The organism is Pseudomonas sp. TZ252 (assembly GCF_056110345.1).
In genome coordinates this window covers 2719534-2741780 of sequence record NZ_CM148566.1, presented here as the reverse complement: position 1 = coordinate 2741780, position 22247 = coordinate 2719534, and the positions used below count along the sequence as shown (strand labels likewise).

The window sequence follows — 22247 nt, the reverse complement described above, 5'->3', positions numbered from 1 at the left end:
GCGACCCGGTTGTGCCAGTCAGACCCGCTCGATGGCCAGCGCCAGGCCTTGGCCGACGCCTACGCACATGGTCGCCAGGCCGCGCCGGCCGCCGCTCTTCTCAAGTTGATGGAGCGCGGTGAGGACCAGCCGCGCACCGCTCATCCCCAGCGGGTGGCCGAGGGCGATGGCACCGCCGTTCGGGTTGACCTTCTCACTGTCGTCGGCCACGCCCAGTTCGCGCAGGCAGGCCAGGCCCTGGCTGGCGAAGGCTTCGTTGAGTTCGATCACGTCGAAGGCGTCGATCGCCAGGTCCAGGCGCCGCAGCAGCTTGCGCACCGCCGGCACCGGGCCGATGCCCATGATCCGTGGGGCGACGCCGGCGCTGGCCATGCCCAGCACCCGCGCGCGCGGAGTCAGGCCGTGCTTCTCCACTGCCTCGGCGGAGGCCAGGACCAGCGCGGCGGCGCCGTCGTTGACCCCGGACGCGTTGCCGGCGGTGACGGTCTTCTCCGGCCCGTTGACCGGCTTGAGCCGGGCCAGCGCCTCCAGGGTGGTGTCGGGACGCGGATGCTCGTCGTGCTCGACCAGGGTGTCGCCCTTGCGCCCGCGAATCGTCACCGGGACGATTTCCTCGGCGAAGAAACCGGCCTCCTGCGCCCTGCCGGCGCGCTGCTGGCTGCGCAGGGCGAAGGCATCCTGGTCGGCACGCGACACGCGATAGTCGTCGGCGACGTTGTCGGCGGTCTGCGGCATCGGGTCGATGCCGTACTGCTCCTTCATCAGCGGATTGACGAAGCGCCAGCCGATGGTGGTGTCCTCGATCTTCTGGCCGCGCCCGAAGGCGCTATCGGCCTTGCCCATCACGTACGGCGCGCGCGACATCGACTCGACGCCGCCGGCGATGGCCAGCTCCATCTCGCCGCAGGCGATGGCGCGGAACGCCGTGCCGATGGCGTCCATCCCCGAGGCGCAGAGGCGGTTGAGGGTGACGCCGGGCACGCTCTCCGGCAAACCGGCCAGCAGCAGCGCCATGCGCGCCACGTTACGGTTGTCCTCGCCGGCCTGGTTGGCGCAGCCGAGGAACACCTCGTCCAACGCCGACCAGTCGACCCCCGGGTTGCGCTCGACCAGGGCCTTCAGCGGCACCGCCGCGAGGTCGTCGGCGCGCACCGCGGAAAGACTGCCGCCGAAACGGCCGATCGGCGTGCGCACGGCATCGCAGATGAATACCTCGCGGCTCATTCGTCGCTCCCCTTCTGTCCATGGGCGGCCGCGGTGCGCGCCTCGAGGTCGCGCAGCGCGGCGAGTTCGACCTCGCTCGGCGCGGGCGTCTCGGCGACCCGCTCGGCGAAGCGGATCGCCCAGCCGGTGGCCTCGACCACCTGCTCGCGGGTCACGCCCGGATGCAGCGAAGTGACCACGAACTCGTTGCTGCCGGCTTCCGGCTCCATGATGCACAGGTCGGTGATGATCGCCACCGGCCCCTTGCCCGGCAGGCCCAGGCGCTGGCGCGAGTCGCCGCCCTCGCCATGGCCGACCGAGGTGACGAAGGCCAGCTTGTCGACGAAGGTGCGGTGCGACTGCTTGAGGATGATCAGCACTTCCTTGGCGCTGCCGGCGATTTCCGGCGCGCCGCCGGCTCCCGGCAGGCGCACCTTGGGCTGGCGGTAGTCGCCAATCACGGTGGTGTTGATGTTGCCGAAGCGGTCGACCTGGGCCGCGCCGAGGAAGCCGACGTCGATCCGTCCGCCCTGCAGCCAGTAGCGGAAGATCTCGCCGGTGGGGACCACGGTATCGGCGGTCTCGGCCAACTCGCCGTCGCCGATGGACAGCGGCAGGACGCTGGGCTTGGCGCCGATCGGCCCGGACTCGTAGATCAGCACGACGTCCGGCGAGGAAGTCAGGCGCGCCAGGTTGGCGGCCTTCGACGGCAGGCCGATGCCGACGAAGCACACCGCGCCGTTGTGCAGGCGGCGGGCGGCGGCCACGGTCATCATCTCGTTGGTGCTGTAGCTGCTCATCGCTTGCCCTCCGCGAGCTTGGCCTGGAAGGCCCCGAAATCCTCGGTCCCCCGGATGTATTCGTCGATCCACGCGGTGAAGCTTTCGCGGTCGCGGGCGATCGGGTCCCAGTCCTGGTAGAAGCGGTTGTCGCGCTCGTAGTAGCCGTGGGCATAGGACGGATGCGCGCCGCCGGGCACCAGGCACACGGCGCTGAGCGCCCAGCTCGGCAGGACGCAGGCGTTCATCGGGGCGTCCAGTTCGTCGACGATCTCCTCAACGGTGACGATGCAGCGCTTCGCCGCCAGGGCCGCTTCCTTCTGCACGCCGAGGATGCCCCAGAGCAGCACGTTGCCCTTGCGGTCGGCCTTCTGCGCGTGGATCACGCTGACGTCCGGACGCACCGAGGGCACCGCCGCCAGCACTTCGCCGGTGAACGGGCAGGTGACGCTGCGGATCAGCGGGTTGACCTTCGGCAGGTCGGAGCCGGCGTAGGCGCGCAGCACCGCGAAGGGCAGCCCGGAGGCGCCGGCGACATAGGCGTTGGCGAGGTCGGCGTGGCTGTGTTCCTCGATCTCCAGCGGTTGCGGCCAGCCCTTCTCCACCGCGTCGCGCAGGCGGTGCAGCGAACCGACCCCGGGGTTGCCGCCCCAGGAGAACACCAGCTTCTTCGCGCAGCCTGCACCGATCAGCAGGTCGTAGACCAGGTCGGGAGTCATGCGGATCAGCGTCAGGTCTTTCCTGCCCTGACGGATCAGCTCGTGGCCGGCGGCCGTCGGGATCAGGTGAGTGAAGCCTTCGAGGGCGACGCTGTCGCCATCGTGGACGAAGCGTCGCACCGCTTCGCGCAGGGAGAGGATTTCAGCCATCGGTCGGGTCTCGTCTTGTTGTGCGCTGCCTGGACGGCACGTGACGAGAACCTTACGCCGGGGTCCGAGGGCTCACAATCCGATAATCGATTAACAGTTCGATAATCGAACAGAACGTTAGCAAGCATCCGATCGACCGAAGCCGCCGCCTCATTCGTCGCTGTGGATCACCACCAGCAATTCCGCCTGGGTCTCCCCCAGGGAGCGGATGCGGTGCGGCTTCTGTGCGTTGAAATGCAGGGCGTCGCCGCGCTCGAGGATGATCCGCTGGTTCATGAAGTCGACCTCGACCTGGCCCTCATGGACGAAGATGAACTCTTCGCCGAGGTGCTCCTTGAACGTCGAGTGACTGAAATCGCGCGGGGGGTGGACGATGAACGGCAACAGCGCGCGGGCGCCGATCTGCTGCGCGAGGGAGGCGTAGGCCGGGCCGTCGTCGCCGCTGGACAGCGACTTGCGCTGGTCGCGACGAACGATGCTGTAGCCGTCGACACCGTCGCTTTCCTCGGAGAACAGCTCCTCCACCTGCACGTTCAACGCCTTCGCCAGCTTCAGCGCGGCGGCAATGGACGGCGTGTTCAGCCCGCGCTCGACCTTGGACAGGTAGCTCTTGGTCAGGCCGGTCTTCTCGGCCAGGGTCTCCAGCGTGACCCCGAGTTTTTTTCTCAGCAATTTCAAGCGCATGGACATTGAGGACAGCCTTCTCCCGATGGCGATGAAACTTTTCTCTTGCTAATGACACTTTGTGTCATATAACTTGATCCGTGTCATTTACAGCCGGGTCGTTGCGTGGCGCGCAACTGCCTGGCGTTTCCCCCGACTCGCTCCGTCAAAGGAACCTCGCATGGCTACGACACTGGAATTACCCAAGGATCAACTGATCCAGCACGCGCTGAAGCAGATGAAAAGCAGCCTCGGCGATAATACGTGGACTGACCGGCAAAAGCTGGCCCTGACCTGCCGGATTCTCTTCGAGGCCGGCCACGACTCCGGGCTCGCCGGGCAGATCACCTCGCGCGGCCCGGAGGCGGGGACCTACTACACCCAGCAACTGGGCCTGGGCTTCGACGAGATCAGCGCCGGCAACCTGCTGCTGGTCGACGAAGACCTCAACGTCCTCCACGGGCACGGCATGGCGAATCCGGCCAATCGCTTCCACAGCTGGGTCTATCGCGCCCGCCCGGACGTCAACTGCATCATCCACACCCACCCGCTGCACATCGCCGCGCTGTCGACCCTGGAAGTACCGCTGCAGGTCTCGCACATGGACCTTTGCCCGCTATACGACGACTGCGCCTTCCTCAAGGACTGGCCGGGCGTGCCGGTAGGCAACGAGGAAGGCGAGATCATCTCCGCCGCCCTCGGCGACAAGCGCGCCATCCTGCTCTCCCATCACGGCCTGCTGGCCACCGGTGCAAGCATCGAGGAGGCCTGCGTGATCGCGGTGCTGCTCGAGCGCGCGGCGAAGATGCAGTTGCTGGCGATGGCCGCCGGGGAGATCAAGCCGATCCCGCCGGCCCTGGCGCGCGAGGCCCACGACTGGATCTCCACCCCGAAGCGCCACGGCGCCGCATTCAACTACTACGCCCGGCGCTGCCTGCCGCGCAACAGCGACTGCCTGAGCTGAACGACCTTTCCCACCAGGTCCGTCCTGGCATTTCCCACTCAATGTCACAGGTACATCCAATGTCCGCATCCATCCACGGCATCATCGGCTACACCATCACCCCCTTCGCCGCCGACGGCGGTCTCGACCTGCCGGCCCTCGGCCGCTCCATCGAGCGCCTGATCGACGGCGGCGTGCACGCCATCGCCCCGCTCGGCAGCACCGGCGAAGGCGCCTACCTGAGCGACCCGGAATGGGACGAGGTGGTCGACTTCACCCTGAAGACCGTCGCCCATCGCGTGCCGACCATCGTCAGCGTCTCCGACCTGACCACCGCCAAGACCGTGCGCCGCGCGCAGTTCGCCGAATCCCTCGGCGCCGAGGCGGTGATGGTCCTGCCGATCTCCTACTGGAAGCTCAACGAGGCGGAAGTGTTCCAGCACTACCGCGCGGTGGGCGAAGCCATCGGCGTGCCGGTGATGCTCTACAACAACCCGGGCACCAGCGGCATCGACATGTCGGTGGAACTGATCCTGCGCATCGTCCGCGAAGTGGACAACGTGACCATGGTCAAGGAGAGCACCGGCGACATCCAGCGCATGCACAAGCTGCGCCTGCTCGGCGAAGGCCGGGTGCCCTTCTACAACGGCTGCAACCCGCTGGCGCTGGAGGCCTTCGTGGCCGGCGCGAAAGGCTGGTGCAGCGCCGCGCCGAACCTGATCCCGACGCTCAACGGCCAGCTCTACCAGGCGGTGCTCGACGGCGACCTGGAGAAGGCCCGCGCGCTGTTCTACCGGCAGTTGCCGCTGCTCGACTTCATCCTCCGCCGGGGCCTGCCGACCACCATCAAGGCCGGCCTGGGCCTCTCCGGCCTGGAGGTGGGGGCGCCGCGCCTTCCGGTGCAGGCGCTGGATACCGAGGGCTGTCGGTATCTGCAGGGGTTGTTGGAAGAGCTGCGCTGATCACCCCGTCAGCGCTTTGACCCGACGGGCCCGGACGACTTGGGGCCCGTCGTTTTTTTGCCGACGCGCAGCGCGCTCAGCGCGCCGCCCAGGCATTGAAACGCTGTTCCAGCTCCTCGCCGTGGTCCACCCAGAACTCGGCATCCACCGCCCGCGCGCCTTCGAGGTTGGCCGGCGCGGTCGGCAGCGCCTCCTGCACCGTCTTCGGCAGCAACGCCAGGGTGCCCTTGTGTACCGGCCCGTAGGGGATCTGCTCGGAGAACACCTTCTGCGTCTGCGGCTGGCTGGCGAAGGCGATGAATTTCTCCGCCAGCGCCTTGTTCGGCGTGCCCTTCACCACCGCCCAGTACTCCGGATCGTAGAGACTGCCGGGCCAGACGATGGCCAGTTTCACCCCCTCCTTCTGCGCAGCGGCGATGCGCCCGTTGTAGGCCGCGCTCATCACCACGTCGCCGGCCGCCAGCCATTGCGGCGGCTGGGCGCCGGCCTCCCACCACTGGATGTTCGGCTTGAGCTGGTCGAGCTTGGCGAAGGCGCGGCTGACCCCCTCCGGGGTGGCGAGTACCTTGTAGAGGTCCTCCGCCTTCACCCCGTCGGCCAGCAACGCCACTTCCAGGGTGTACTTGGCGCCCTTGCGCAGGCCACGCTTGCCGGGGAACTCGCGGACGTTCCAGAAATCCGCCCAGGACTGCGGCGCCCTGGCCAGCTTCGTCGAGTCGTAGGCCATCACCATCGACCAGACGTAGGTGGCCACCCCGCACTCGCTGAAAGTGCCGGGGACGAACTGCGCAGGGTCGCCGAAACGCGCCGGGTCGAGGCGTTCGAACAGCCCCTCGTCGCAGCCGCGGAGCAGTTCGGGGCTCTCCACCTCGACCACGTCCCAGCTGACCTTGCCGACGTCGACCATGGCCTTCACCTTGGCCATTTCGCCGTTGTATTCGCCGGCGACCACCTGCCCGCCGCCGCTTCGCTCGAATGGCTTGAAATAGGCCTGTTCCTGGGCGGCCTTGGTCGCGCCGCCGAAGGAGATCACCGTCAGGCTCTGGCTCTGCGCCTGGGCCGCCGCGGCGAACGCCAGGCCGAACAGGGACAACCGGGAAAACACGTGTGCGTACTGGTGCAAGGACTTGAACATGGAACACTCCCACAGCCGATTGGCATTGTTGTGATGTTGCTGAGGCAGTTGCCGGCCAGAGGCCGAAACGGTTCCGCGCGCGGTCGCCAGGCGCCGCATCGTCGTTATGGGGGGACGCTCCGTGTCGCAGGCGACCCGGCCGAGGCCGGGCCGCCGGGGCGCGTCAGAGCACGCCGATCTCGCGCGCGGTGCGATCCACCGCGATACGGGTCTTGTCGATCAGTTCGTCGATCTCGGCACGCCCGGCCACCAGCGCCGGGGCCATGATCATGCGGCCGAGGGTGGAGCGGATGATCACGCCCTCCTCGAAGCCGATGGTGCGGCAGCGCCAGGCCAGATCGTTCTCGTTGGCGAAGCGCTTGCGGGTCGCCTTGTCCTCGGCGAACTGCAGCGCGGCGACGAAGCCGGCGCCCTGGACCTCGCCGACCAGCGGATGGTCGCCGAAGACCTCGCGCAGGCAGCGTTGCAGGTAGGGTCCGGTCTCCTCCCTGACCCGCGTGACCACGCCCTCGTCGCGCAGCGCCTTGAGGTTGGCGATGGCCACCGCCGCCGCCACCGGGTGGCCGGAATAGGTCAGGCCGTGGGCGAACACCCCGCCCTGCTCCACCAGCACCTCGGCGATGCGCTTGCCGAGTACCAGGCCGCCCATGGGGATGTAGCCGGACGTCAGGCCCTTGGCGATGGACAGGGTGTCCGGCTGGAAGCCGAAGTGTTCGTGGGCGAACCATTCGCCGGTGCGGCCGAAGCCGCCGATCACTTCGTCGGCGCACAGCAGCACGTCGTACTGCCGGCAGATGCGCTGGATCTCCGGCCAATAGCTTTGCGGCGGGAAGATCATGCCGCCGGCGCCCTGGAAGGGCTCGGCGACGAAGGCGGCGACGTTCTCCGCGCCCAGTTCGAGGATCTTCTCCTCCAGTTGCAGCGCCGCGCGGCGACCGAACTCGGCCGGGCTCAGCTCGCCGCCGTTGGCGTACCAGTAGGGTTCGTCGATGTGGGCGAAGTCCGGCAGCATGCCGCCCATCTCGTGCATGAACTTCATCCCGCCGAGCGCGGTGCTGCCCAGGGTCGAGCCGTGGTAGCCGTTCCAGCGGCCGATCATGATCTTCTTCTGCGGCTTGCCGAGGATCTGCCAGTAGCGCCGCACGGTACGGATCAGCACCTCGTTGGCCTCGGAGCCGGAGTTGGTGTAGATCGCGTGGCTGTAGTGGTCCGGCAGCAGGCTGAAGAGCATCTCGGAAAGCTCCACCACCGCCGGGTGGGTGGTGTGGAAGAACATGTTGTAGTACGGCAGTTGTTCCAGCTGGCGGCTGGCGGCGGCGGCGAGGTCCTGGCGGCCGTAGCCGAGGTTGGTGCACCAGAGGCCGGACATGCCGTCCAGGTAGCGCTTGCCGTCGTTGTCCCAGAGCTGCAGGCCATCGCCGCGGACCATCACCCGCGGGCCTTCGCGGTTCAGCGCCTTCTGGTCGAGGAAGGCGTGGATGTGGTGCGCGGCGTCCAGTTGCTGGTAGTCGCGGGTGTCGCGCTGCGGGTTGAGCTGAGCGGTCATCGTCTGTGTTCTCCTTGTTCCCTTGGCGCGTCAGGCCGAAGGGGATTGCAGGGGATCGAGGGCGACGGACTTGCCCTGGGCAGTCTCACCGGCCGTCTCGAGCGGTTCGGGTACGAAGAGGGGCTTGCGCATCACGCCCTTGATCCACACCACCGCCACCAGCGAGACCACGCCGAGCACCACGCCGGCGCTGGCGAAGATCCGTCCGGTCATTTCCGGGGTCGGCGAGACGTGGACCACCGCGTAGATCATCCCGGCGATGCCGAACAGTTGCGGCAGCGGGTAGAACGGCGTGCGGAACGGACGGGCGATGTGCGGATAGCGACGGCGCAGGGCCAGCACGTCGACGTGGGCGATGATGTAGGCCAGCAGCCAGGCCAGCGCGGCGGCGAGCAGCAGCAGGTTGATCGAGTCCGGGTCCTGGCCGAGGATCAGGATCGGCAGGCCGGTGATCGCGGCGACGAACAGCACCGCCACCCAGGGCGTGCGCGCCCGCCGGCTGAGCTGCTTGAATTGCGGGAAGGCCTGGCCGTTCTGCGCCATCCCGTAGAGCATCCGCGGGATCGCCGCCAGCGACGAGTTGAGGGTGCTGCAGGTGGCGGTGATCGCGGCGATCACCAGGAACAGCTGGCCGTACTCGCCGAACACACGGTTGGCGAAGAGGAAGTGTGGCAGCGGGTCGCCGGCCAGTTCCGCCTGCGGGATGCACAGCAGCGCACCGAAGCAGTAGAGGGCGATGGTCAGGAAGATGATGCTCAGGCCGAGGATCATCGAACGCGGGATGTTGCGCTCCGGACGCCGCGTCTCCTCCACCAGCGGGCAGACGAACTCGGCGCCGACGAAGCCCCACACGGCCATCGCGGTGAGCGCCAGGGCGCTTACCCCGAGCGGGTTCCAGCCGCTCGCCAGGGCGGTCTGCGCGGAAGCGTGGTCGCTGCTCACCGCACCCAGGCCGAGCACCAGCAGGACGATCATCATCAGCAGCGCCAGCGCGCTCTGCAGGCGCGCGAAGATGTCGATGCCGAGCAGGTTGAGCAGGGTGAACAGACCGAGCACGCCGTAGGCCACCAGCATCGGCGGCAGCGCGCCGGGGTAGACCTTGCCGATGATCAGGTCGAGCAGCAGCAGTTCCGCCGAGAGGGCGAACATCGCCACCACCACGTAGCCGGAAAAGGTCGCCAGGATCGCCGGGAAATGCCCGATGGCCACCTCGGTGTAGCTGCTCAGGCTACCGGCGCGGGGAATCATCAGGGCCAGCTCGGAAAAGGAAAAGGCGTAGCTCAGCGCCAGCAGGTAGGCCACTCCCAGCGGCACGATGAAGCCCAGGCCGGCCGTCCCGGCGCCTTGCAGCATCAGTACCATCACGCCCTGGGAAACCACCAGGCCGATGGCCACCGCCAGCAGCGGTCCCAGCCCGAGCACGCGGCGCAGGGCCGGCTCACGCACGTTCGGCGTGTCGTTCATTCGATCGTCCTCTTGTTGTCGTTATCGGCATCGAGTCGTGTCGCGTCCGTCGCGTCTTCAGCGCAACTGGAACCAGGTCGTCTTCAACTGGGTGTACTTGTCGAAGGAATGCAGCGACAGGTCGCGACCGAAGCCGGACTGCTTGCCGCCGCCGAAAGGCACCGCGACGTCCAGCGCGTCCACGGTATTCACCGACACCGTTCCGGCATTCAAGCGCCGCGCCACCCGGTGCGCACGGTGCAGGTCGTCGCTCCACAGCGAGGCGGCGAGGCCGTAGCGGCTGTCGTTGGCCAGGCGTATGGCCTCGTCCTCGGAGTCGAAGGCGCTGATCGCCAGCACCGGACCGAAGATTTCCTCGCGGGCCAGCTGCATGTCCGGGCGTACTCCGCCGAACAGGGTCGGTTCGATGAAGTTGTCCGAACCGTTGATCGTCAACTGGCGGCCACCGCCGAGCAGGGTCGCGCCCTCGCCTTGCGCCCGCTCGATGGCGGCGAGAATCCCGGCGGTCTGCCGGCGGTCGACGATGGCGCCGGCGCGGCTGGCCGGGTCCAGCGGATCGCCCGGCTGCCAGTCGCGGGCCTTGGCCAGCAGGCGCTCGACGAACTCGTCGTGGATCGAACGCTCCACCAGCAAGCGCGAGTTCGCCGAACAGACCTCGCCCTGGTTGAAGAAAATGCCGAAGGCGGCCTTTTCCGCCGCCAGGTCAAGATCGCGGCAATCGGCGAACACCAGGTTCGGACTCTTGCCGCCGCACTCCAGCCAGACCTGCTTGAGGTTGGATTGCGCGGAATACTGCATGAAGTACTTGCCGACCTCGGTGGAGCCGGTGAACACCAGTGCGTCCACCTCCGGGTGCAAGCCGAGGGCCTTGCCGGCCTGCTCGCCGAGGCCCGGCACCACGTTCAGCACGCCTTCCGGCATCCCCGCCTCCAGGGCCAGCTCGGCCAGGCGCAGGGCGGAGAACGGCGACTGCTCGGCCGGCTTGAGCACCACCGAGTTGCCGGCGGCCAGGGCCGGGGCGAGCTTCCAGGCGGCCATGTCGAGCGGGAAGTTCCACGGCACCACCGCGCCGATCACCCCCAGCGGCACGCGGGTAATGGTGGCCAGGGTCTGCTGGGCGGTCGGCGCGACCTGGTCGTAGAGCTTGTCGAGGCTTTCCGCATACCAGGCGAAGACGTGGGCGGCGCCGGGTACATCGATGTTCCAGGCGTCCATCACCGGCTTGCCCATGTTCAGCGAGTCGAGCAGCGCCAGCTCTTCGCGATGGGCCAGCATCAGCTCGGCCAGGCGCAGCAGCACGCGCTTGCGCTCGACCGGGGCGAGACGCGCCCAGGGGCCTTCGTCGAAGGCGCGGCGGGCGGCGGCCACTGCCGCGTCGACGTCGGCCGCATCGCAGGCCGCGACCCGCGCCAGCAGGCGATTGCTCGCCGGATCGATGGCGTCGAAGGTAGCGCCGCTGGCGGCTGGACGCTGGCGGCCGCCGATCAGGGCCTGGTCGATGAAGCGCTGTGTCGCGGCGCGCCGTTGCCAATCGCTGAGTTCGAACACCCCACCTTCTCCTTGTTATCTCGCCGGTCTGCGCCGGTCGTGGTTCTGCACGCATGGCCCGGACCGCCGGGAGGCGGACCGCTGTCCATGGGGTCGATGGGGAAGGATGGTCGCGCAAGCCGCGGCGAAGGAAAATTATTAAAAATGTCCTCGGGACATAAGAAAAAGCTGGCCAGGCGTGCCCCGGCAAAGTGCGTCGTGCTGGGTTATCGTGCAGGCGGGCAATCGTCGTCGCGGCCAGCGCCGCGACGCTCGGCAGCGGCCTGCAACTTGCTTGCAGCGCGGCGGACACAACAATCGAGGCGCGCACGCCCGGCCCGGGGAGGATGATGCGCCGATGAGGTCTTGCAGTGGCGTCCTATACCTTGCGGCAACTCAAGTATTTCGTGACCACCGTGGAATGCGGCAGCGTGGCCGAGGCCTCGCGCAAGCTGTACATCGCCCAGCCGTCGATCTCCACGGCGGTGAAGGGTCTGGAGGAAAGCTTCGGCGTGCAGCTGTTCATCCGCCACCACGCCCAGGGCGTGTCGCTGACCCCCGCCGGCGCGCGCTTCTACCGCAAGGCCCAGGAACTGCTGCGGATGGCCCACGAGTTCGAGCAGAACGCCCTGGCCGATAACGACGTGATCGCCGGGCAGATCGACATCGGCTGCTTCGAGACGGTCGCCCCGCTCTACCTGCCGGGCCTGATCGCCGGCTTTCGCCAGGCCTATCCGGGGGTGGAGATCCGCATACGCGACGGCGAGCAGCAGGAACTGGTGCAAGGCCTCACCTCCGGGCGCTTCGACCTGGCCTTCCTCTACGAGCACGACCTCGACTCGACCATCGAGACCGAGCCGCTGATGCCGCCGCAACGACCCCACGCGCTGCTCCCCGAAGGGCACCGCTTCGCCGGGCAGGCGCAAGTGTCGCTGCGCGACCTGTGCCTGGAACCGATGATCCTGCTCGACGTGCAGCCCAGCCGCACCTATTTCGTCAGCCTGTTCGAGGAACTCGGCCTGACGCCGAACATCGCCTTCAGCTCGCCGTCCATCGAGATGGTGCGCGGCATGGTCGGCCAGGGCTTCGGCTTCTCCCTGCTGGTCACCCGCCCGCATTCGGAATGCACCTACGACGGCAAGAAGGTGGTCATGGTCGACCTCGCCGAGCCGGTGTCCACCTCCGGGCTCGCCGCCGCCTGGCTGAAACGCGCGCAACTGACCAAGCCGGCACGATTGTTCGTCGACTACTGCCGGGAGCAACTGGGCAAGCTTGCCGAGCGCCGGCACTGACCCTCAGCTTTCCGACATTCCAAGAGGAACTTTCTTTCTGACAAAGACGAATCCGATGACTGTGGCAAAAAGCCTCCGTTGCTAGGGTGGCCGGCGCTCCGGACCACCCCGGTCCGGCAGGTCACCGGCAGCAAGGGCACCATCCGCTCCATCCGCTGAGTTCCGTTAGCCTATCGGCGGCTCAGGCTGCCGAAGCGGGATTCCATCCGGTCAGTGCAACTCCGCCTTCCCCAAGGCGTTTCCAGGCCGTCATGCTCCGCCACGCGCTAGGACATGACGGCCCTTTTTACCCCTCCCGCGCCGCCTCAGGCACAATCCCCCGACGCCACCGGCCAGGGGAACGCGGATGCTGATCGACGAAGAAATCACCCTCAAGAAGCTGGAAACCTTCCTCGCCTTCATGCGCACCGGCAACCTGGCGCGCGCGGCGGCGGAACTGGGCACCAGCAACGTCAGCGTGCACCGCGCCATCCACTCGCTGGAAAGCGCCCTGCGCTGCCCGCTGTTCAAGCACGAGGGACGCAACCTGACCCCGCTGGAAAGCGCCTACGTGCTCGAGGAGCGCGCGCAGAAGCTGGTCCAGGAGGTACTCGACACGGTGCGCCTGACCCGCGAGGCGGCCGGCTTCTCCGCCGAGCGCTTCAAGCTCGGCGCGCTCTATTCGCTGACGGTGAAGACCGTGCCGCAACTGATCATGGGCCTCAAGCTGCGACGCAGCGCGCTGAATATCGACCTGATCCTCGGCTCCAACGTCGACCTGTTCTACCAGCTGAAGAACATGGAGCTGGACGCCATCCTGGTGTCGCTCAACGACAGCGTCAGCGATCCCGACTGCGAGCACCTGCCGCTGTTCTCCGATGACATTTTCCTCGCCGTGCCGGTGGACTCGCCCTACGCCAGGCTCGCCGAGATCGATCTCAGCACCCTGCGCGACACGCCCTTCGTCACGCTCACCCAGGGCTTCGCCACCCATCAGGACGGCACCCGGGTGTTCCAGCAGGCCGGCTTCGAACCGCAGATCGCGATGCAGGTGAACGACATCTTCACCCTCCTCAGCATGGTCAGCTCGGGGGTCGGCCATGCGCTGCTGCCCAAACGCATCGAGGCGGTCTACGAGAACCGCGTGCGGCTGATCCCGCTGCAACCGCGCTATCGCCTGCAGCAGCACATCGGCGTGGTGTTCCTCAAGGCCAAGGAGCGCGACCCGAACCTGCTGGCGTTGCTCGCGGAGTGCCGGATGTACAGCCTGCGCCTGGAGCAGGAGGCGGCGGGATAGCGGACGGAAGTCCACATTGCCGCTGGCCCGCTGACCTCTCCCCAACCCTCGCCCTTCAGGGAGAGGGGGCCCGGACCAGCCCGCTCACCCAACCAGGCCGCGCACGCTGAAATACAGCAGCGACGGACCCAGCAGGCAACCGATGGCGGTGTAGAACGCCGCGGTCAGGCAACCGTAGGGCACCAGCTTCGGGTCGGTGGCGGCAAGGCCGCCGGCGACACCGCTGGAGGTGCCCATGAGACCACCGAAGATCACCGCCGTACGTGGATTGTTCAGGCCGATGTAGGGCGCGACGAAAGGCGTCAGGACCATCACCAGGATCGCCTTCACCAACCCGGCGGCGATGCTCAGCGCCATCACCTCGGAACTGGCCCCCAGGGCGGCGCCGGTCACCGGTCCGACGATGTAGGTGACCGCGCCGGCGCCGATGGTGGTCAGGCTGACCGCATCGGTGTAGCCGAACGCCATGGCCACCGCGACCCCGGCGACGAACGACGAACCGACCCCGAGGAACAGCGCCACCACCCCGGAAACCCCTGCCCGACGCAGTTCCTCGACATTCACCCCGAAGGCCGTGGCGACGATGGCGAAGTCGCGCAGCATGGCGCCGCCCAGCAGGCCGATACCGGACATCAGGGGCACGTCCACCAATCCTTTCTGCCCGCCGGTGGCGACGCCGCCGACGTAGGACAGCACCAGGCCGAGGAAGATCGCGATCGCCGAGCCGTGCAGGCGCCCGCGGGTGAGGCGCGCCGACAACCAGTAGGACACCGCCATGGTCACGCCGATGATGGCGAAGCCGCTGATCAGGCCGTAGCCATTGATGACTTTGTTCAGGGACTCGAACATGGCGCTCACCCCTGCACGCTGGTGCGCGGTTTCAATGGCGGGGCGCCTTCGGCTTTCTTCCGGCCGAAGCGGTCGAGCAGCGGGACCAGGGCGAAGGCCACGGCGACCGCGGCGATGCCGGCGAGGATAGCGGCCGGCCCGCCGCTCAGCGCGCCGAGGACATTCTGCTGGGCGGCCATGGCGACCACGATGGGAATGTAGACCGCGCTCCAGAACTCCACGCCCTGCTCGGTCTTCGCCGAGAGCAGGCCACGCTTGCCCAGGTAGCTGCCGACGAAGATCAGCAGCAGCATGGCGATGCCGACGCCACCGACGTTGGCCGGCACGCCGAGCATCACGCCAAGGATCTCGCCGATGAACAGCCCGGCGAGGGTACACAGAGACAGCAGTGCGACACCGTAGATAATCATTATTGTTGTCCTCGGTTGCGGATCGATGTTGTTGTTTTTATGCCTCGAACGAACGCTTATCGGGTTCTCTTTTCCTCCTCGCGCAACAGCGCGTCCAGGGTATCCGCCCGGGAGCCTTCGAAGGCCGGCGTGGCGCAGCCGAACAGAGGCCGCGCCAGACCGCTGAGGACCCGTCCCGGCGGCAGCTCGAGATGCAGGCGGGCACCGCGCTCGTAGGCGCTGCGCAATGTCGCCAGCCACTCGACGCGGCGCGCCATGTTGCCGGCGAGATCGTCGGCCAGCGCGGCCGGTTCGGCGACCAGGCGCGCCCGGCTGCTGCTCAGGTAGGGCACGCGCGGCCGATGCAGGCGGATGCCGGCGAAGGCTTCGGCCAGGCGCGCGGCCGGTTCGTCGAGCAGCGCACAGTGCGACGGTACGCTCACCGCCAGGCGCTTCGCCGCGCTGGCGCCGGCGGCACGGGCGCGTTCGGCGAGGGCGGCCAGAGCCGCTTCGCTGCCGGCCACCACCAGTTGCCGCTCGGCGTTGACGTTGGCCAGGTAGAGCGGCGGGTGCTCGCGCCGCACCGCCAGGATCAGCGCTTCCAGTTGCGCCTGTTCGAGACCGAGGATGGCGCTCATCCCGTAGCCCTCGGGCCAGGCGGCCTGCATCAGTTCGCCACGCAGCGCCACCAGACGCAGCGCGTCGTCGAAGTCCAGCGCGCCGGCTACCACCGCCGCCGGATAGGCGCCGATGGACAGCCCGGCGACCAGCCCCGGCCGATGCCCGCGCGTCTCCAGCAGGCGGCTGGCGGCGACCCCGGCGATCAGCAGGCACAACTGCACCGCGCGGGTGCCGTGCAAGGCCTCGGCGCTCTCCAGTTCGGCCGGCGCCTGGCCGAGACAGTCCGCCGCCTGCTCCAGGCAGGCGCGCACCGGCGGTTCGTCGGGCAAGGCCGCGAGCATGCCGGGACGTTGGGCGCCCTGGCCGGGATAGGCGAACAGCACGCTCATGCCTCGACCTCCGCGATCCGCCAGGGGTCTTCCAGCAACAGCGGCGCCTCGCTGCCTTTCGCCAGCACCCGGGGCCGACCCTCGGCCCATTCGCGCAGGGCCACGCCGCCCGCCGGGGTCTGCAGTTGCAGGTCGATCCGGCAGGGACACTGCTCGAAGCACTGCAGCAGGCGCAGCGCGTCATCGCGCGGGAACGGGCGCGGGGTGCGCAGCAGCAGGTCGAGGTCGCTGTCCGGATGCAGCACGGCGACCCCGCTGGCCAGCTCGAAACCGGCGCCGCCGGTCACGCCCCAGGCCAGTCCCAGCGCGTTCAGCGGCGCACGCAGGTCGCGCAAGGCACGCCAGGCCGGCAGATCGCGCAGCATCGCCGGCTCGCGCTGGCCCAGCGCTTCCGGGCGCAAGCGCCGGGTGATTGCCGCCAACGGCATCCAGCCGGCCCAGCGCTGCTCCCGCGCCAGGCCGCGCACGCCGATGGCCACCCGCGCAGGATCTGCCGGCGCACGGCGCACCACCACCGGCCAGCCGGCCTTCAGTGCCGCGCAGACCCAGGCCGGAGCATTCTCCGGCAAATGCGCCGGCGCCATGCCCAGGAGCAAGTCATGGGGTTCCGGCCCTGCCCTGCGACGCATCGGATCAGGAGCGAGCCGTCGCCGGCTGGAGCCCCGCTGTGAGCTGTTCGCGATGACCACGGCTCGCTCCTGAATTCACCACTGCTCGCGCAGCAGCCGGCGCACCCGCGCCGACGCCTCGCGGTTGGCCGCGCCGAGGCGGCCGCCGAGGTCGCGCGGGCCGCCGAGGATATCGGCCAGGGCCTCGCCCAGGCAGGTGCGGACCCGCACCAGGTCCGCCGTCGACGGCACCTCGACGGTCTCCACCGGAAGGGTCCTCCAGAGCAGGCCGAGCGACGCGTAGCTGTCGATGTCGTAGGCCATCGGCGGCACCTTCGCCGCCAACGCCTCCAGTTCCTCGACGCTGCGCAGGGTGATCCGCGCGGCGGCGGCCTTGCCCATGGCGTGGACCATCACCCCCGGATCGTGCAAGGCGATCAGGCGGTTGGCCTGGTAGCCGTGGGCGAGGAACGCGCCGGACATCGCCTTGCCCACCAGCAGGCCGATCAGCGGATGCCCGGCGAGTCGGGCGCGGGCGTAGGCATCCACCGCCCCGGCCAGCGCCTGGTGGATACCCAGGGCCTCCTCGCGGCGGCCGTAGGCCTGGCTCGGCACGTCGACGATGGCCAGCAGCGCGCGCTTGCGTGGCGCCTCGCGGTCGGCCTCCAGCGCCTCGTCGACGGCGGCGGCCAGGCCCCAGCCCTCGAGCAGCCCGACCTCGCCCTGGCGAGCGCGCGGGAACGGATTGTCGGGATCGGGCACGACGGCCAGGAAACGCACCGGGTAGCCGTCCAGCTCGGCATCGGCGACGCGCAACGAAGCAGGATCGCCGGGACGCGGCGCGAGGCTACCGGCCAGCGCCTGGAACCAGGCCAGGCCACGGGAAGCGAACGGTTGGCTCATGTTGCATCTCCTTGGCCCAGCCCCTGGTACAGCCGGCGCACGCCGGCGGCATCCGGTTGCTCGGCGGTATCGAGGTCGCCCAGCCGCCGCAGGTAATCCTCGGCGCGGCGGCAGCGCGGCCGTGCCGGCAGGCCCTTGGCGAAATACGCGAGTACCGAGGTGCGTACCTCATCGAGGTCGTCGGCCAGGTAGGCGTCGGCGAGACCGCTGGCGAAGCGCTGCTCGCCGCCGGTGAGGCTCCAGATGAACGGCCGGTCGCGCGAGTCGTATTCAGCGATGCCGGCCTCCTGTTCGATCACCTGCGGACCGTTCAAGCCGAGGCGCGCCTCGCGGGTCACCAGCACGTAGCTGCACAGCCCGGCGGCGATGGACATGCCGCCGAAGCAGCCGACCGGCCCGGCAATCACCGCCACCACCGCCTGGTAGCGCTGCAGATCGACGATGGCCGCCTGGATCTCGGCGATCGCCGCCAGTCCGAGGTTGGCTTCCTGCAGGCGCACGCCACCGGTTTCCAGCAACAGCAGGGCCCGGGTCGGAACGCCGTTGCGATTGTCCTCGGCGGCCAGCTCCAGCGCGCCGGCGATCTTCGCTCCGCTGACTTCGCCAAGGCTGCCGCCCTGGAAAGCACCTTCGATGGCGGCGAGCACCGCCGGCTGGCCGTCGAGGAGGCCACGGGCGACCACTACCCCATCGTCGGCCTGGGGCACGATGCCCTGTCGTTCCAGCCAGGGCGACTGCACGCCGGCGAAGGGATCGAGCAACTCGCGGAAGCTGCCCGCGTCAAGCAGGGCCCGGGCGCGTTGGCGCGCTCCCAGTTCGGTGAAGCTGCGCAGCGCCAGCAGGCGGGCGACGTCAGTCATGGCCAGCCTCCTCCAGTGCCTGCTCCAGGCGCAGGCGGACCACCCCGGGAGTGGCGCCGAAATCGTGGATGCGGATCGACGCGGCCGGCGCCGTGGACGCCGCGAAGACCCGCGCGAAGAGTTGTTGCCAGCGCGGGCCGCTGCCGTTTACCGAGGTCACCACCTGGATGCTCAGCGCGCCTCCGGCGGCCGGCTCGAGCAGCACCTCCAGGTCGCCGGAGCCGACACAGCCGGCCAGGGCGCGACCGCGCGCCGGAGCGCCGGCGGGAAATTCGAAGGTCAGGGTTTCCATCTCAGAGACTCCCAGCCCACCCACCGGACACGGCGGGCAGGCGATCGAGGAAAAGACAGGCGGCCAGCAGGTCGGCGGCGCCGCCGGGCGAAGCGTTCAGCGCCAGCAGGCGGCGGTCCAGCTCGCACAGGCGGCGACGACCGGCGAGACTGGCGCTGCCGCCGGCGGCGAGCACCGCGCGGGCGCCATCCTGCATCGCGGCGAGGCCGACGCGGCCGGCGCGGTGCAGCACGCAGGTATCGTCGAGGATGCTCATGATCGCCAGCAGCGCATCGAGCCTGGCGTTCTGCTCGCCAGCGCCGCCTTCGCGGCTGCGCCATAGCTGCGGCAGGCCGTGGCGCACTGCGCGGGGGAAGCCGAGACGCGCCTCCTCGCGGGCGCCGCCGACGCCGTAGCGCCGACGGACGCGCTCGCCGTGGCTGTCGCCGATGGCGGCCGCCGGATCGTCGAGCAGGGCGATGCGTCCTGCGCGCGCGGCCACTTCGCCGGCCTGCGTGCGGCGCGGTTCGAGAGCGGCGGCCGCGACCAGCAGGCCGAGCGCCCAGATCGCTCCGCGATGGGTGTTCACGCCTTCGGTGGTACGCAGCATCGCCGCCTCGCCGTCGCGCCCCAGTTGGCCAAGGACGCCGCGCAGGCGCGCATCGATGCGCCCATGCCGCTGGGCGGCGTCGGCCATTTCCTTGAAACACGGCCACAGGCTCAGCGCCGAGGCCTGCATCAGGCCCAGGTGCAGGTCGGCATGCGCGCCATTGCCGCGGCGGTCCACCAGGGCCGGCTTGGGCGACAGTTCGGCTTCGTCGATGAGGGCGTCCACCGCCAGGTCAGCCAGGCATTCGCCGAGGTCGGCACACGGCGTCGCCGCGAGGTTCGCGATGGCGTTCATCACCAGCTCCTGAAACGCGCCGGCGGCTGGTACAGCCCGCCGGACCACTCGACCAGCTCGGCGATGCTCTTCGCCGCCAGCAGCTCGCGCGAGGCGTCGGTGCGGCGGATGCCGAGGTCCTCGGGCAGCGCGATCAGCCCTTCGCGGCGCATCCGCTGGGTCTCGCGCGGATCGTGGCGCAGGCCGATCGGACTGATCCCCGCCACCGCCGCGATCATCGCCTGGCGTTCCTCCAGGGAGCGCGCCTTGTACAGGTAGGCGATGCCTTCCTCGGTGAGCACATGGGTGACGTCGTCGCCATAGATCATCACCGGCGCCAGCGGCATGCCGGTCTGGCGCGCCACCTCCAGCGCGTCGAGACGCTCGACGAAGGTCGGCTTGCCGCCGTCCTGGAAGGTCTCGACCATCTGCACCACCAGCTTCCTGCCGCGCTCCAGCAAGGCCTCGGGTTCGCCCCGCATGTCCAGCCAGGCCGGCGTCGAGTGGCGCCGGCCGCGCGGGTCGTGGCCCATGTTCGGGGCGCCGCCGAAACCGGCCAGGCGTCCGCGGGTGACGGTGGAGGAATGGCCGTCGCCGTCGACCTGGAGGGTAGCGCCGATGAACAGGTCGACGGCGTATTGTCCTGCCAGTTGGCAGAACATCCGATTGGAACGCAGCGAGCCGTCGCGACCGGTGAAGAACACGTCGGGACGCTGGGCGATGTAGCCCTCCATGCCCAGCTCGGTGCCGAAGCAGTGCACGCTCTCGACCCAGCCGCTCTCGATGGCGGGGATAAGGGTCGGGTGCGGGTTGAGGGTCCAGTGTCGGCAGATCTTGCCCTTCAGGCCGAGGGACTCGCCGTAGGTCGGCAGGATCAGCTCGATGGCCGCGGTGTTGAAGCCGATGCCGTGGTTCAGCGACTGCACGTTGTGCCGCTGGTAGATGCCGCGGATCGCCATCATCGCCATCAGCACGTGGACCGGCTTGATGTGGCGCGGGTCGCGGGTGAACAGCGGCTCGATGTAGAACGGCTGGTCGGCCTCGACCACGAAGTCCACCCAGGACGCCGGGATATCCACTCGCGGCAGGTCGCGCGGGTCGTCGACGATACGGTTGACCTGGACGATGACGATGCCGTCGCTGAACGCGGTGGGCTCCACCAGCGCCGGGGTGTCTTCCGTGCTCGGCCCGGTGTACACGTTGCCTTCGCGGTCGGCGACGAAACCGGCGACCAGCGCCACGTTGGGGATCAGGTCGACCACCAGCCGCGCGTACAGCTCGATGTAGGTGTGGATCGCGCCGATCTCCAGCAGGCCGTCTTCGAGCAACTGGCCGATGCGCAAGCTCTGCGGGCCGGAGAAGGAGAAGTCGAGCTTGCGCGCGATGCCCAGTTCGAACAGGTCGAGATGCTCCGGGCGGCCGACGCTGGGCATGATCATGTGCAGGTCGTGCAGCTTGCCGGGATCGACCCGCGCCAGCGAACGGGAGAGGAAATCCGCCTGCTTCTGGTTGTTGCCTTCCAGCACCACCCGATCGCCCGGCGCGATCAGCGCCTCCAGCGCGGCGACCAGGCGTTTGCGCGGCAGCACCGCGCCGTCAGCCAGGCCGCGCACGCGCTCGAGGCGCCGCTGCTTTTCCTGGCGGCGCCGCGACCACTGCGGCGGGGGAGAGATCGGTGTCGTCATGTCGGCTCCAGGTTTCACGCTGTCGTGAGGAGCCACGTTAGGCAGGCCGCCAGGCCTGTTCAATCAAGCAGCCGCCATGATCGTTACGCTTGGGTTAACGATGCAGCGCTGGCGCTGCGTTCAGGACGTCACGGCGTCCGGAAACTCTTCGCGCAGGGCCTCGCCCAGCCAGCCGATGAACCACTCGACGTCCGCCGAGGGCGTGCCGGGCGGGGTCAGCACCTGGTAGCACTCCAGTGCCGCCTCGGCGGCCAGGGGCCGCACCAGAGCGCCGCTGCGCAGTTCCTGGCGGACCAGCACCTCGTTGGCCAGGGCGATGCCGAGACCCTCCTCGGCCCGCGCCAGGGCATGGTCGTTGCTCAGGTAGAGCACCGCCGGACGGACCTCGACGTCGACCCCGATGGCGGAGAACCAGAGGTTCCACCACTCGCCGTCGTCGACATGGATGAGCTTGTGCGCGACCAGTTGCTCCGCCGACTCCAGCGGCCCGGCGGCGGCCAGGTAGGCCGGCGAACACACCGGGAACACCTTGGGCCGGATCAGCAGCGCGCGCGGGTTGGCGTACTGGCCCGGCAGGCCATAGACGATACCGAGGTCGGCGCTGCGCTCCTCCACGTGGTCGAAGGTGGGATTGGGTTCGAGGGCGATCTTCAGCCCCGGCCGCTGTGCGCAGAGGGTTTCCAGGCGCGACGTCAGCGAGCGCCGGGAGAACGCCGGCACCGCCATGATCCGCAGCCAGCGCGCGCCACTGAGCTGGCCGCCGGCCTCGGCGATCTGCTGCAACGCGGTGGACACCGCGGCGTAGTACTGCCGCCCGGCCGGGGTCAACAGCACGCCACGCGAAGTACGTTCGAACAGACGCGCGCCGAGCCAGTCTTCCAGCAGCCGGACATGCCGGCCGACCGCCGGCTGGGTTACGTGCAGGGCTTTCGCCGCCGCCACGTAGCTACCCAGGCGGGCGGCGGCCTCGAAGGCGCGCACAGCGTTCAACGGGGGCAAACGGGGGATCGACATGGGCCTTGCGAACCTCGCTAGATGTTAATTTTTTTAACACCTTATATAAAAAAATTGAGCTTTCGACAGCCGCCCCTTTTCCGCATCATCCGCTCCAGCCATCGGCGACCACAAGC

At 68.8% G+C, this 22247-nt stretch carries 22 protein-coding genes; 4 read left to right on the top strand and 18 right to left on the bottom strand.

Annotated features, from left to right (window positions below; genetic code table 11):
* Window positions 1–18: 18 nt before the first annotated feature.
* From pcaF to ACYAF3_RS12590, 4 genes are all read right to left on the bottom strand, one after another.
* Window positions 19–1224: a 3-oxoadipyl-CoA thiolase gene (gene pcaF, locus ACYAF3_RS12605; RefSeq protein WP_003101891.1), complete on the bottom strand. Its 1206-nt coding sequence runs from the start codon at window positions 1222–1224 to the stop codon at window positions 19–21.
* On the bottom strand, window positions 1221–2003 hold the full coding sequence (locus tag ACYAF3_RS12600; RefSeq protein ID WP_003084062.1) for a CoA-transferase subunit beta: 783 nt from the start codon (window positions 2001–2003) through the stop codon (window positions 1221–1223). Before ACYAF3_RS12600 ends, pcaF begins: the two co-directional genes overlap by 4 nt.
* Window positions 2000–2851, bottom strand: coding sequence for a CoA transferase subunit A (locus tag ACYAF3_RS12595; protein ID WP_003084060.1), 852 nt, complete (start codon window positions 2849–2851; stop codon window positions 2000–2002). Before ACYAF3_RS12595 ends, ACYAF3_RS12600 begins: the two co-directional genes overlap by 4 nt.
* Window positions 2852–3001: 150 nt before the next feature.
* Window positions 3002–3541, bottom strand: a complete 540-nt coding sequence (locus ACYAF3_RS12590) for a helix-turn-helix domain-containing protein (RefSeq protein ID WP_003112674.1) — start codon at window positions 3539–3541, stop codon at window positions 3002–3004.
* Between the two features lie 154 nt (window positions 3542–3695).
* On the opposite strand from ACYAF3_RS12590, the gene ACYAF3_RS12585 reads away from it, so the two are divergent.
* Window positions 3696–4478 carry an aldolase gene (locus tag ACYAF3_RS12585; protein ID WP_003084054.1) on the top strand — a complete coding sequence of 261 codons (783 nt, stop codon included), beginning with the start codon at window positions 3696–3698 and terminating at the stop codon, window positions 4476–4478.
* A gap of 59 nt (window positions 4479–4537) precedes the next feature.
* Window positions 4538–5419 (top strand): dihydrodipicolinate synthase family protein, encoded by an 882-nt coding sequence (locus ACYAF3_RS12580; RefSeq protein ID WP_003101895.1) that lies wholly within the window; start codon window positions 4538–4540, stop codon window positions 5417–5419.
* 76 nt (window positions 5420–5495) lie between these two features.
* On the opposite strand, the gene ACYAF3_RS12575 is transcribed toward ACYAF3_RS12580, so the two are convergent.
* From ACYAF3_RS12575 to ACYAF3_RS12560, 4 genes are all read right to left on the bottom strand, one after another.
* Window positions 5496–6554, bottom strand: a complete 1059-nt coding sequence (locus ACYAF3_RS12575) for an ABC transporter substrate-binding protein (protein ID WP_003101898.1) — start codon at window positions 6552–6554, stop codon at window positions 5496–5498.
* Window positions 6555–6717: 163 nt separating this feature from the next.
* Complete coding sequence (locus ACYAF3_RS12570) at window positions 6718–8100, bottom strand: aspartate aminotransferase family protein (RefSeq protein WP_003101901.1); 1383 nt, start codon at window positions 8098–8100, stop codon at window positions 6718–6720.
* A 30-nt stretch (window positions 8101–8130) separates the two neighbouring features.
* Window positions 8131–9564, bottom strand: a complete 1434-nt coding sequence (locus ACYAF3_RS12565; RefSeq protein WP_003084045.1) for an APC family permease — start codon at window positions 9562–9564, stop codon at window positions 8131–8133.
* Window positions 9565–9621: 57 nt separating this feature from the next.
* On the bottom strand, window positions 9622–11112 hold the full coding sequence (locus ACYAF3_RS12560; RefSeq protein ID WP_034012181.1) for an aldehyde dehydrogenase: 1491 nt from the start codon (window positions 11110–11112) through the stop codon (window positions 9622–9624).
* Window positions 11113–11462: 350 nt separating this feature from the next.
* Here ACYAF3_RS12560 and ACYAF3_RS12555 point away from each other — a divergent pair, with 350 nt between their 5' ends.
* Complete coding sequence (locus ACYAF3_RS12555) at window positions 11463–12383, top strand: LysR substrate-binding domain-containing protein (RefSeq protein WP_003084035.1); 921 nt, start codon at window positions 11463–11465, stop codon at window positions 12381–12383.
* Between the two features lie 346 nt (window positions 12384–12729).
* Window positions 12730–13659 carry a LysR family transcriptional regulator gene (locus ACYAF3_RS12550; protein ID WP_003084019.1) on the top strand — a complete coding sequence of 310 codons (930 nt, stop codon included), beginning with the start codon at window positions 12730–12732 and terminating at the stop codon, window positions 13657–13659.
* A gap of 84 nt (window positions 13660–13743) precedes the next feature.
* Here ACYAF3_RS12550 and madM read toward each other — a convergent pair whose 3' ends face one another.
* From madM to ACYAF3_RS12500, 10 genes are all read right to left on the bottom strand, one after another.
* Complete coding sequence (gene madM, locus ACYAF3_RS12545; protein ID WP_009314997.1) at window positions 13744–14508, bottom strand: malonate transporter subunit MadM; 765 nt, start codon at window positions 14506–14508, stop codon at window positions 13744–13746.
* Between the two features lie 5 nt (window positions 14509–14513).
* Window positions 14514–14918 (bottom strand): malonate transporter subunit MadL, encoded by a 405-nt coding sequence (gene madL, locus ACYAF3_RS12540; RefSeq protein ID WP_003161012.1) that lies wholly within the window; start codon window positions 14916–14918, stop codon window positions 14514–14516.
* Window positions 14919–14974: 56 nt separating this feature from the next.
* Window positions 14975–15907 carry a malonate decarboxylase subunit epsilon gene (gene mdcH / locus ACYAF3_RS12535; RefSeq protein WP_003161013.1) on the bottom strand — a complete coding sequence of 311 codons (933 nt, stop codon included), beginning with the start codon at window positions 15905–15907 and terminating at the stop codon, window positions 14975–14977.
* Window positions 15904–16596, bottom strand: coding sequence for a malonate decarboxylase holo-ACP synthase (locus tag ACYAF3_RS12530; RefSeq protein ID WP_003118606.1), 693 nt, complete (start codon window positions 16594–16596; stop codon window positions 15904–15906). The genes mdcH and ACYAF3_RS12530 overlap by 4 nt, the downstream gene beginning before the upstream one ends.
* Before the next feature lie 15 nt (window positions 16597–16611).
* Window positions 16612–17418, bottom strand: a complete 807-nt coding sequence (gene mdcE, locus ACYAF3_RS12525; protein ID WP_003112668.1) for a biotin-independent malonate decarboxylase subunit gamma — start codon at window positions 17416–17418, stop codon at window positions 16612–16614.
* Entirely contained in the window at window positions 17415–18278 is an 864-nt protein-coding gene (locus ACYAF3_RS12520) for a biotin-independent malonate decarboxylase subunit beta (protein ID WP_057387336.1), read from the bottom strand. Before ACYAF3_RS12520 ends, mdcE begins: the two co-directional genes overlap by 4 nt.
* A complete protein-coding gene (locus ACYAF3_RS12515) occupies window positions 18271–18570 on the bottom strand; it encodes a malonate decarboxylase subunit delta (RefSeq protein ID WP_003084001.1) in 300 nt (99 codons plus the stop codon). Before ACYAF3_RS12515 ends, ACYAF3_RS12520 begins: the two co-directional genes overlap by 8 nt.
* Before the next feature lies 1 nt (window position 18571).
* Window positions 18572–19453 (bottom strand): triphosphoribosyl-dephospho-CoA synthase, encoded by an 882-nt coding sequence (locus ACYAF3_RS12510; RefSeq protein ID WP_003145068.1) that lies wholly within the window; start codon window positions 19451–19453, stop codon window positions 18572–18574.
* Complete coding sequence (gene mdcA / locus ACYAF3_RS12505; protein WP_128669664.1) at window positions 19453–21117, bottom strand: malonate decarboxylase subunit alpha; 1665 nt, start codon at window positions 21115–21117, stop codon at window positions 19453–19455. The genes ACYAF3_RS12510 and mdcA overlap by 1 nt, the downstream gene beginning before the upstream one ends.
* A 120-nt stretch (window positions 21118–21237) precedes the next feature.
* On the bottom strand, window positions 21238–22131 hold the full coding sequence (locus ACYAF3_RS12500) for a LysR substrate-binding domain-containing protein (RefSeq protein WP_128669666.1): 894 nt from the start codon (window positions 22129–22131) through the stop codon (window positions 21238–21240).
* Between the last annotated feature and the right edge of the window lie 116 nt (window positions 22132–22247).

Coding starts and splice junctions, on each gene's coding strand:
- pcaF (WP_003101891.1), bottom strand. CDS start 1,224: ATGAGCCGCGAGGTATTCATCTGCGATGCCGTGCGCACGCCGATCGGC.
- ACYAF3_RS12600 (WP_003084062.1), bottom strand. CDS start 2,003: ATGAGCAGCTACAGCACCAACGAGATGATGACCGTGGCCGCCGCCCGC.
- ACYAF3_RS12595 (WP_003084060.1), bottom strand. CDS start 2,851: ATGGCTGAAATCCTCTCCCTGCGCGAAGCGGTGCGACGCTTCGTCCAC.
- ACYAF3_RS12590 (WP_003112674.1), bottom strand. CDS start 3,541: ATGTCCATGCGCTTGAAATTGCTGAGAAAAAAACTCGGGGTCACGCTG.
- ACYAF3_RS12585 (WP_003084054.1), top strand. CDS start 3,696: ATGGCTACGACACTGGAATTACCCAAGGATCAACTGATCCAGCACGCG.
- ACYAF3_RS12580 (WP_003101895.1), top strand. CDS start 4,538: ATGTCCGCATCCATCCACGGCATCATCGGCTACACCATCACCCCCTTC.
- ACYAF3_RS12575 (WP_003101898.1), bottom strand. CDS start 6,554: ATGTTCAAGTCCTTGCACCAGTACGCACACGTGTTTTCCCGGTTGTCC.
- ACYAF3_RS12570 (WP_003101901.1), bottom strand. CDS start 8,100: ATGACCGCTCAGCTCAACCCGCAGCGCGACACCCGCGACTACCAGCAA.
- ACYAF3_RS12565 (WP_003084045.1), bottom strand. CDS start 9,564: ATGAACGACACGCCGAACGTGCGTGAGCCGGCCCTGCGCCGCGTGCTC.
- ACYAF3_RS12550 (WP_003084019.1), top strand. CDS start 12,730: ATGCTGATCGACGAAGAAATCACCCTCAAGAAGCTGGAAACCTTCCTC.
- madM (WP_009314997.1), bottom strand. CDS start 14,508: ATGTTCGAGTCCCTGAACAAAGTCATCAATGGCTACGGCCTGATCAGC.
- madL (WP_003161012.1), bottom strand. CDS start 14,918: ATGATTATCTACGGTGTCGCACTGCTGTCTCTGTGTACCCTCGCCGGG.
- mdcH (WP_003161013.1), bottom strand. CDS start 15,907: ATGAGCGTGCTGTTCGCCTATCCCGGCCAGGGCGCCCAACGTCCCGGC.
- mdcE (WP_003112668.1), bottom strand. CDS start 17,418: ATGAGCCAACCGTTCGCTTCCCGTGGCCTGGCCTGGTTCCAGGCGCTG.
- ACYAF3_RS12520 (WP_057387336.1), bottom strand. CDS start 18,278: ATGACTGACGTCGCCCGCCTGCTGGCGCTGCGCAGCTTCACCGAACTG.
- ACYAF3_RS12515 (WP_003084001.1), bottom strand. CDS start 18,570: ATGGAAACCCTGACCTTCGAATTTCCCGCCGGCGCTCCGGCGCGCGGT.
- ACYAF3_RS12510 (WP_003145068.1), bottom strand. CDS start 19,453: ATGAACGCCATCGCGAACCTCGCGGCGACGCCGTGTGCCGACCTCGGC.
- mdcA (WP_128669664.1), bottom strand. CDS start 21,117: ATGACGACACCGATCTCTCCCCCGCCGCAGTGGTCGCGGCGCCGCCAG.
- ACYAF3_RS12500 (WP_128669666.1), bottom strand. CDS start 22,131: ATGTCGATCCCCCGTTTGCCCCCGTTGAACGCTGTGCGCGCCTTCGAG.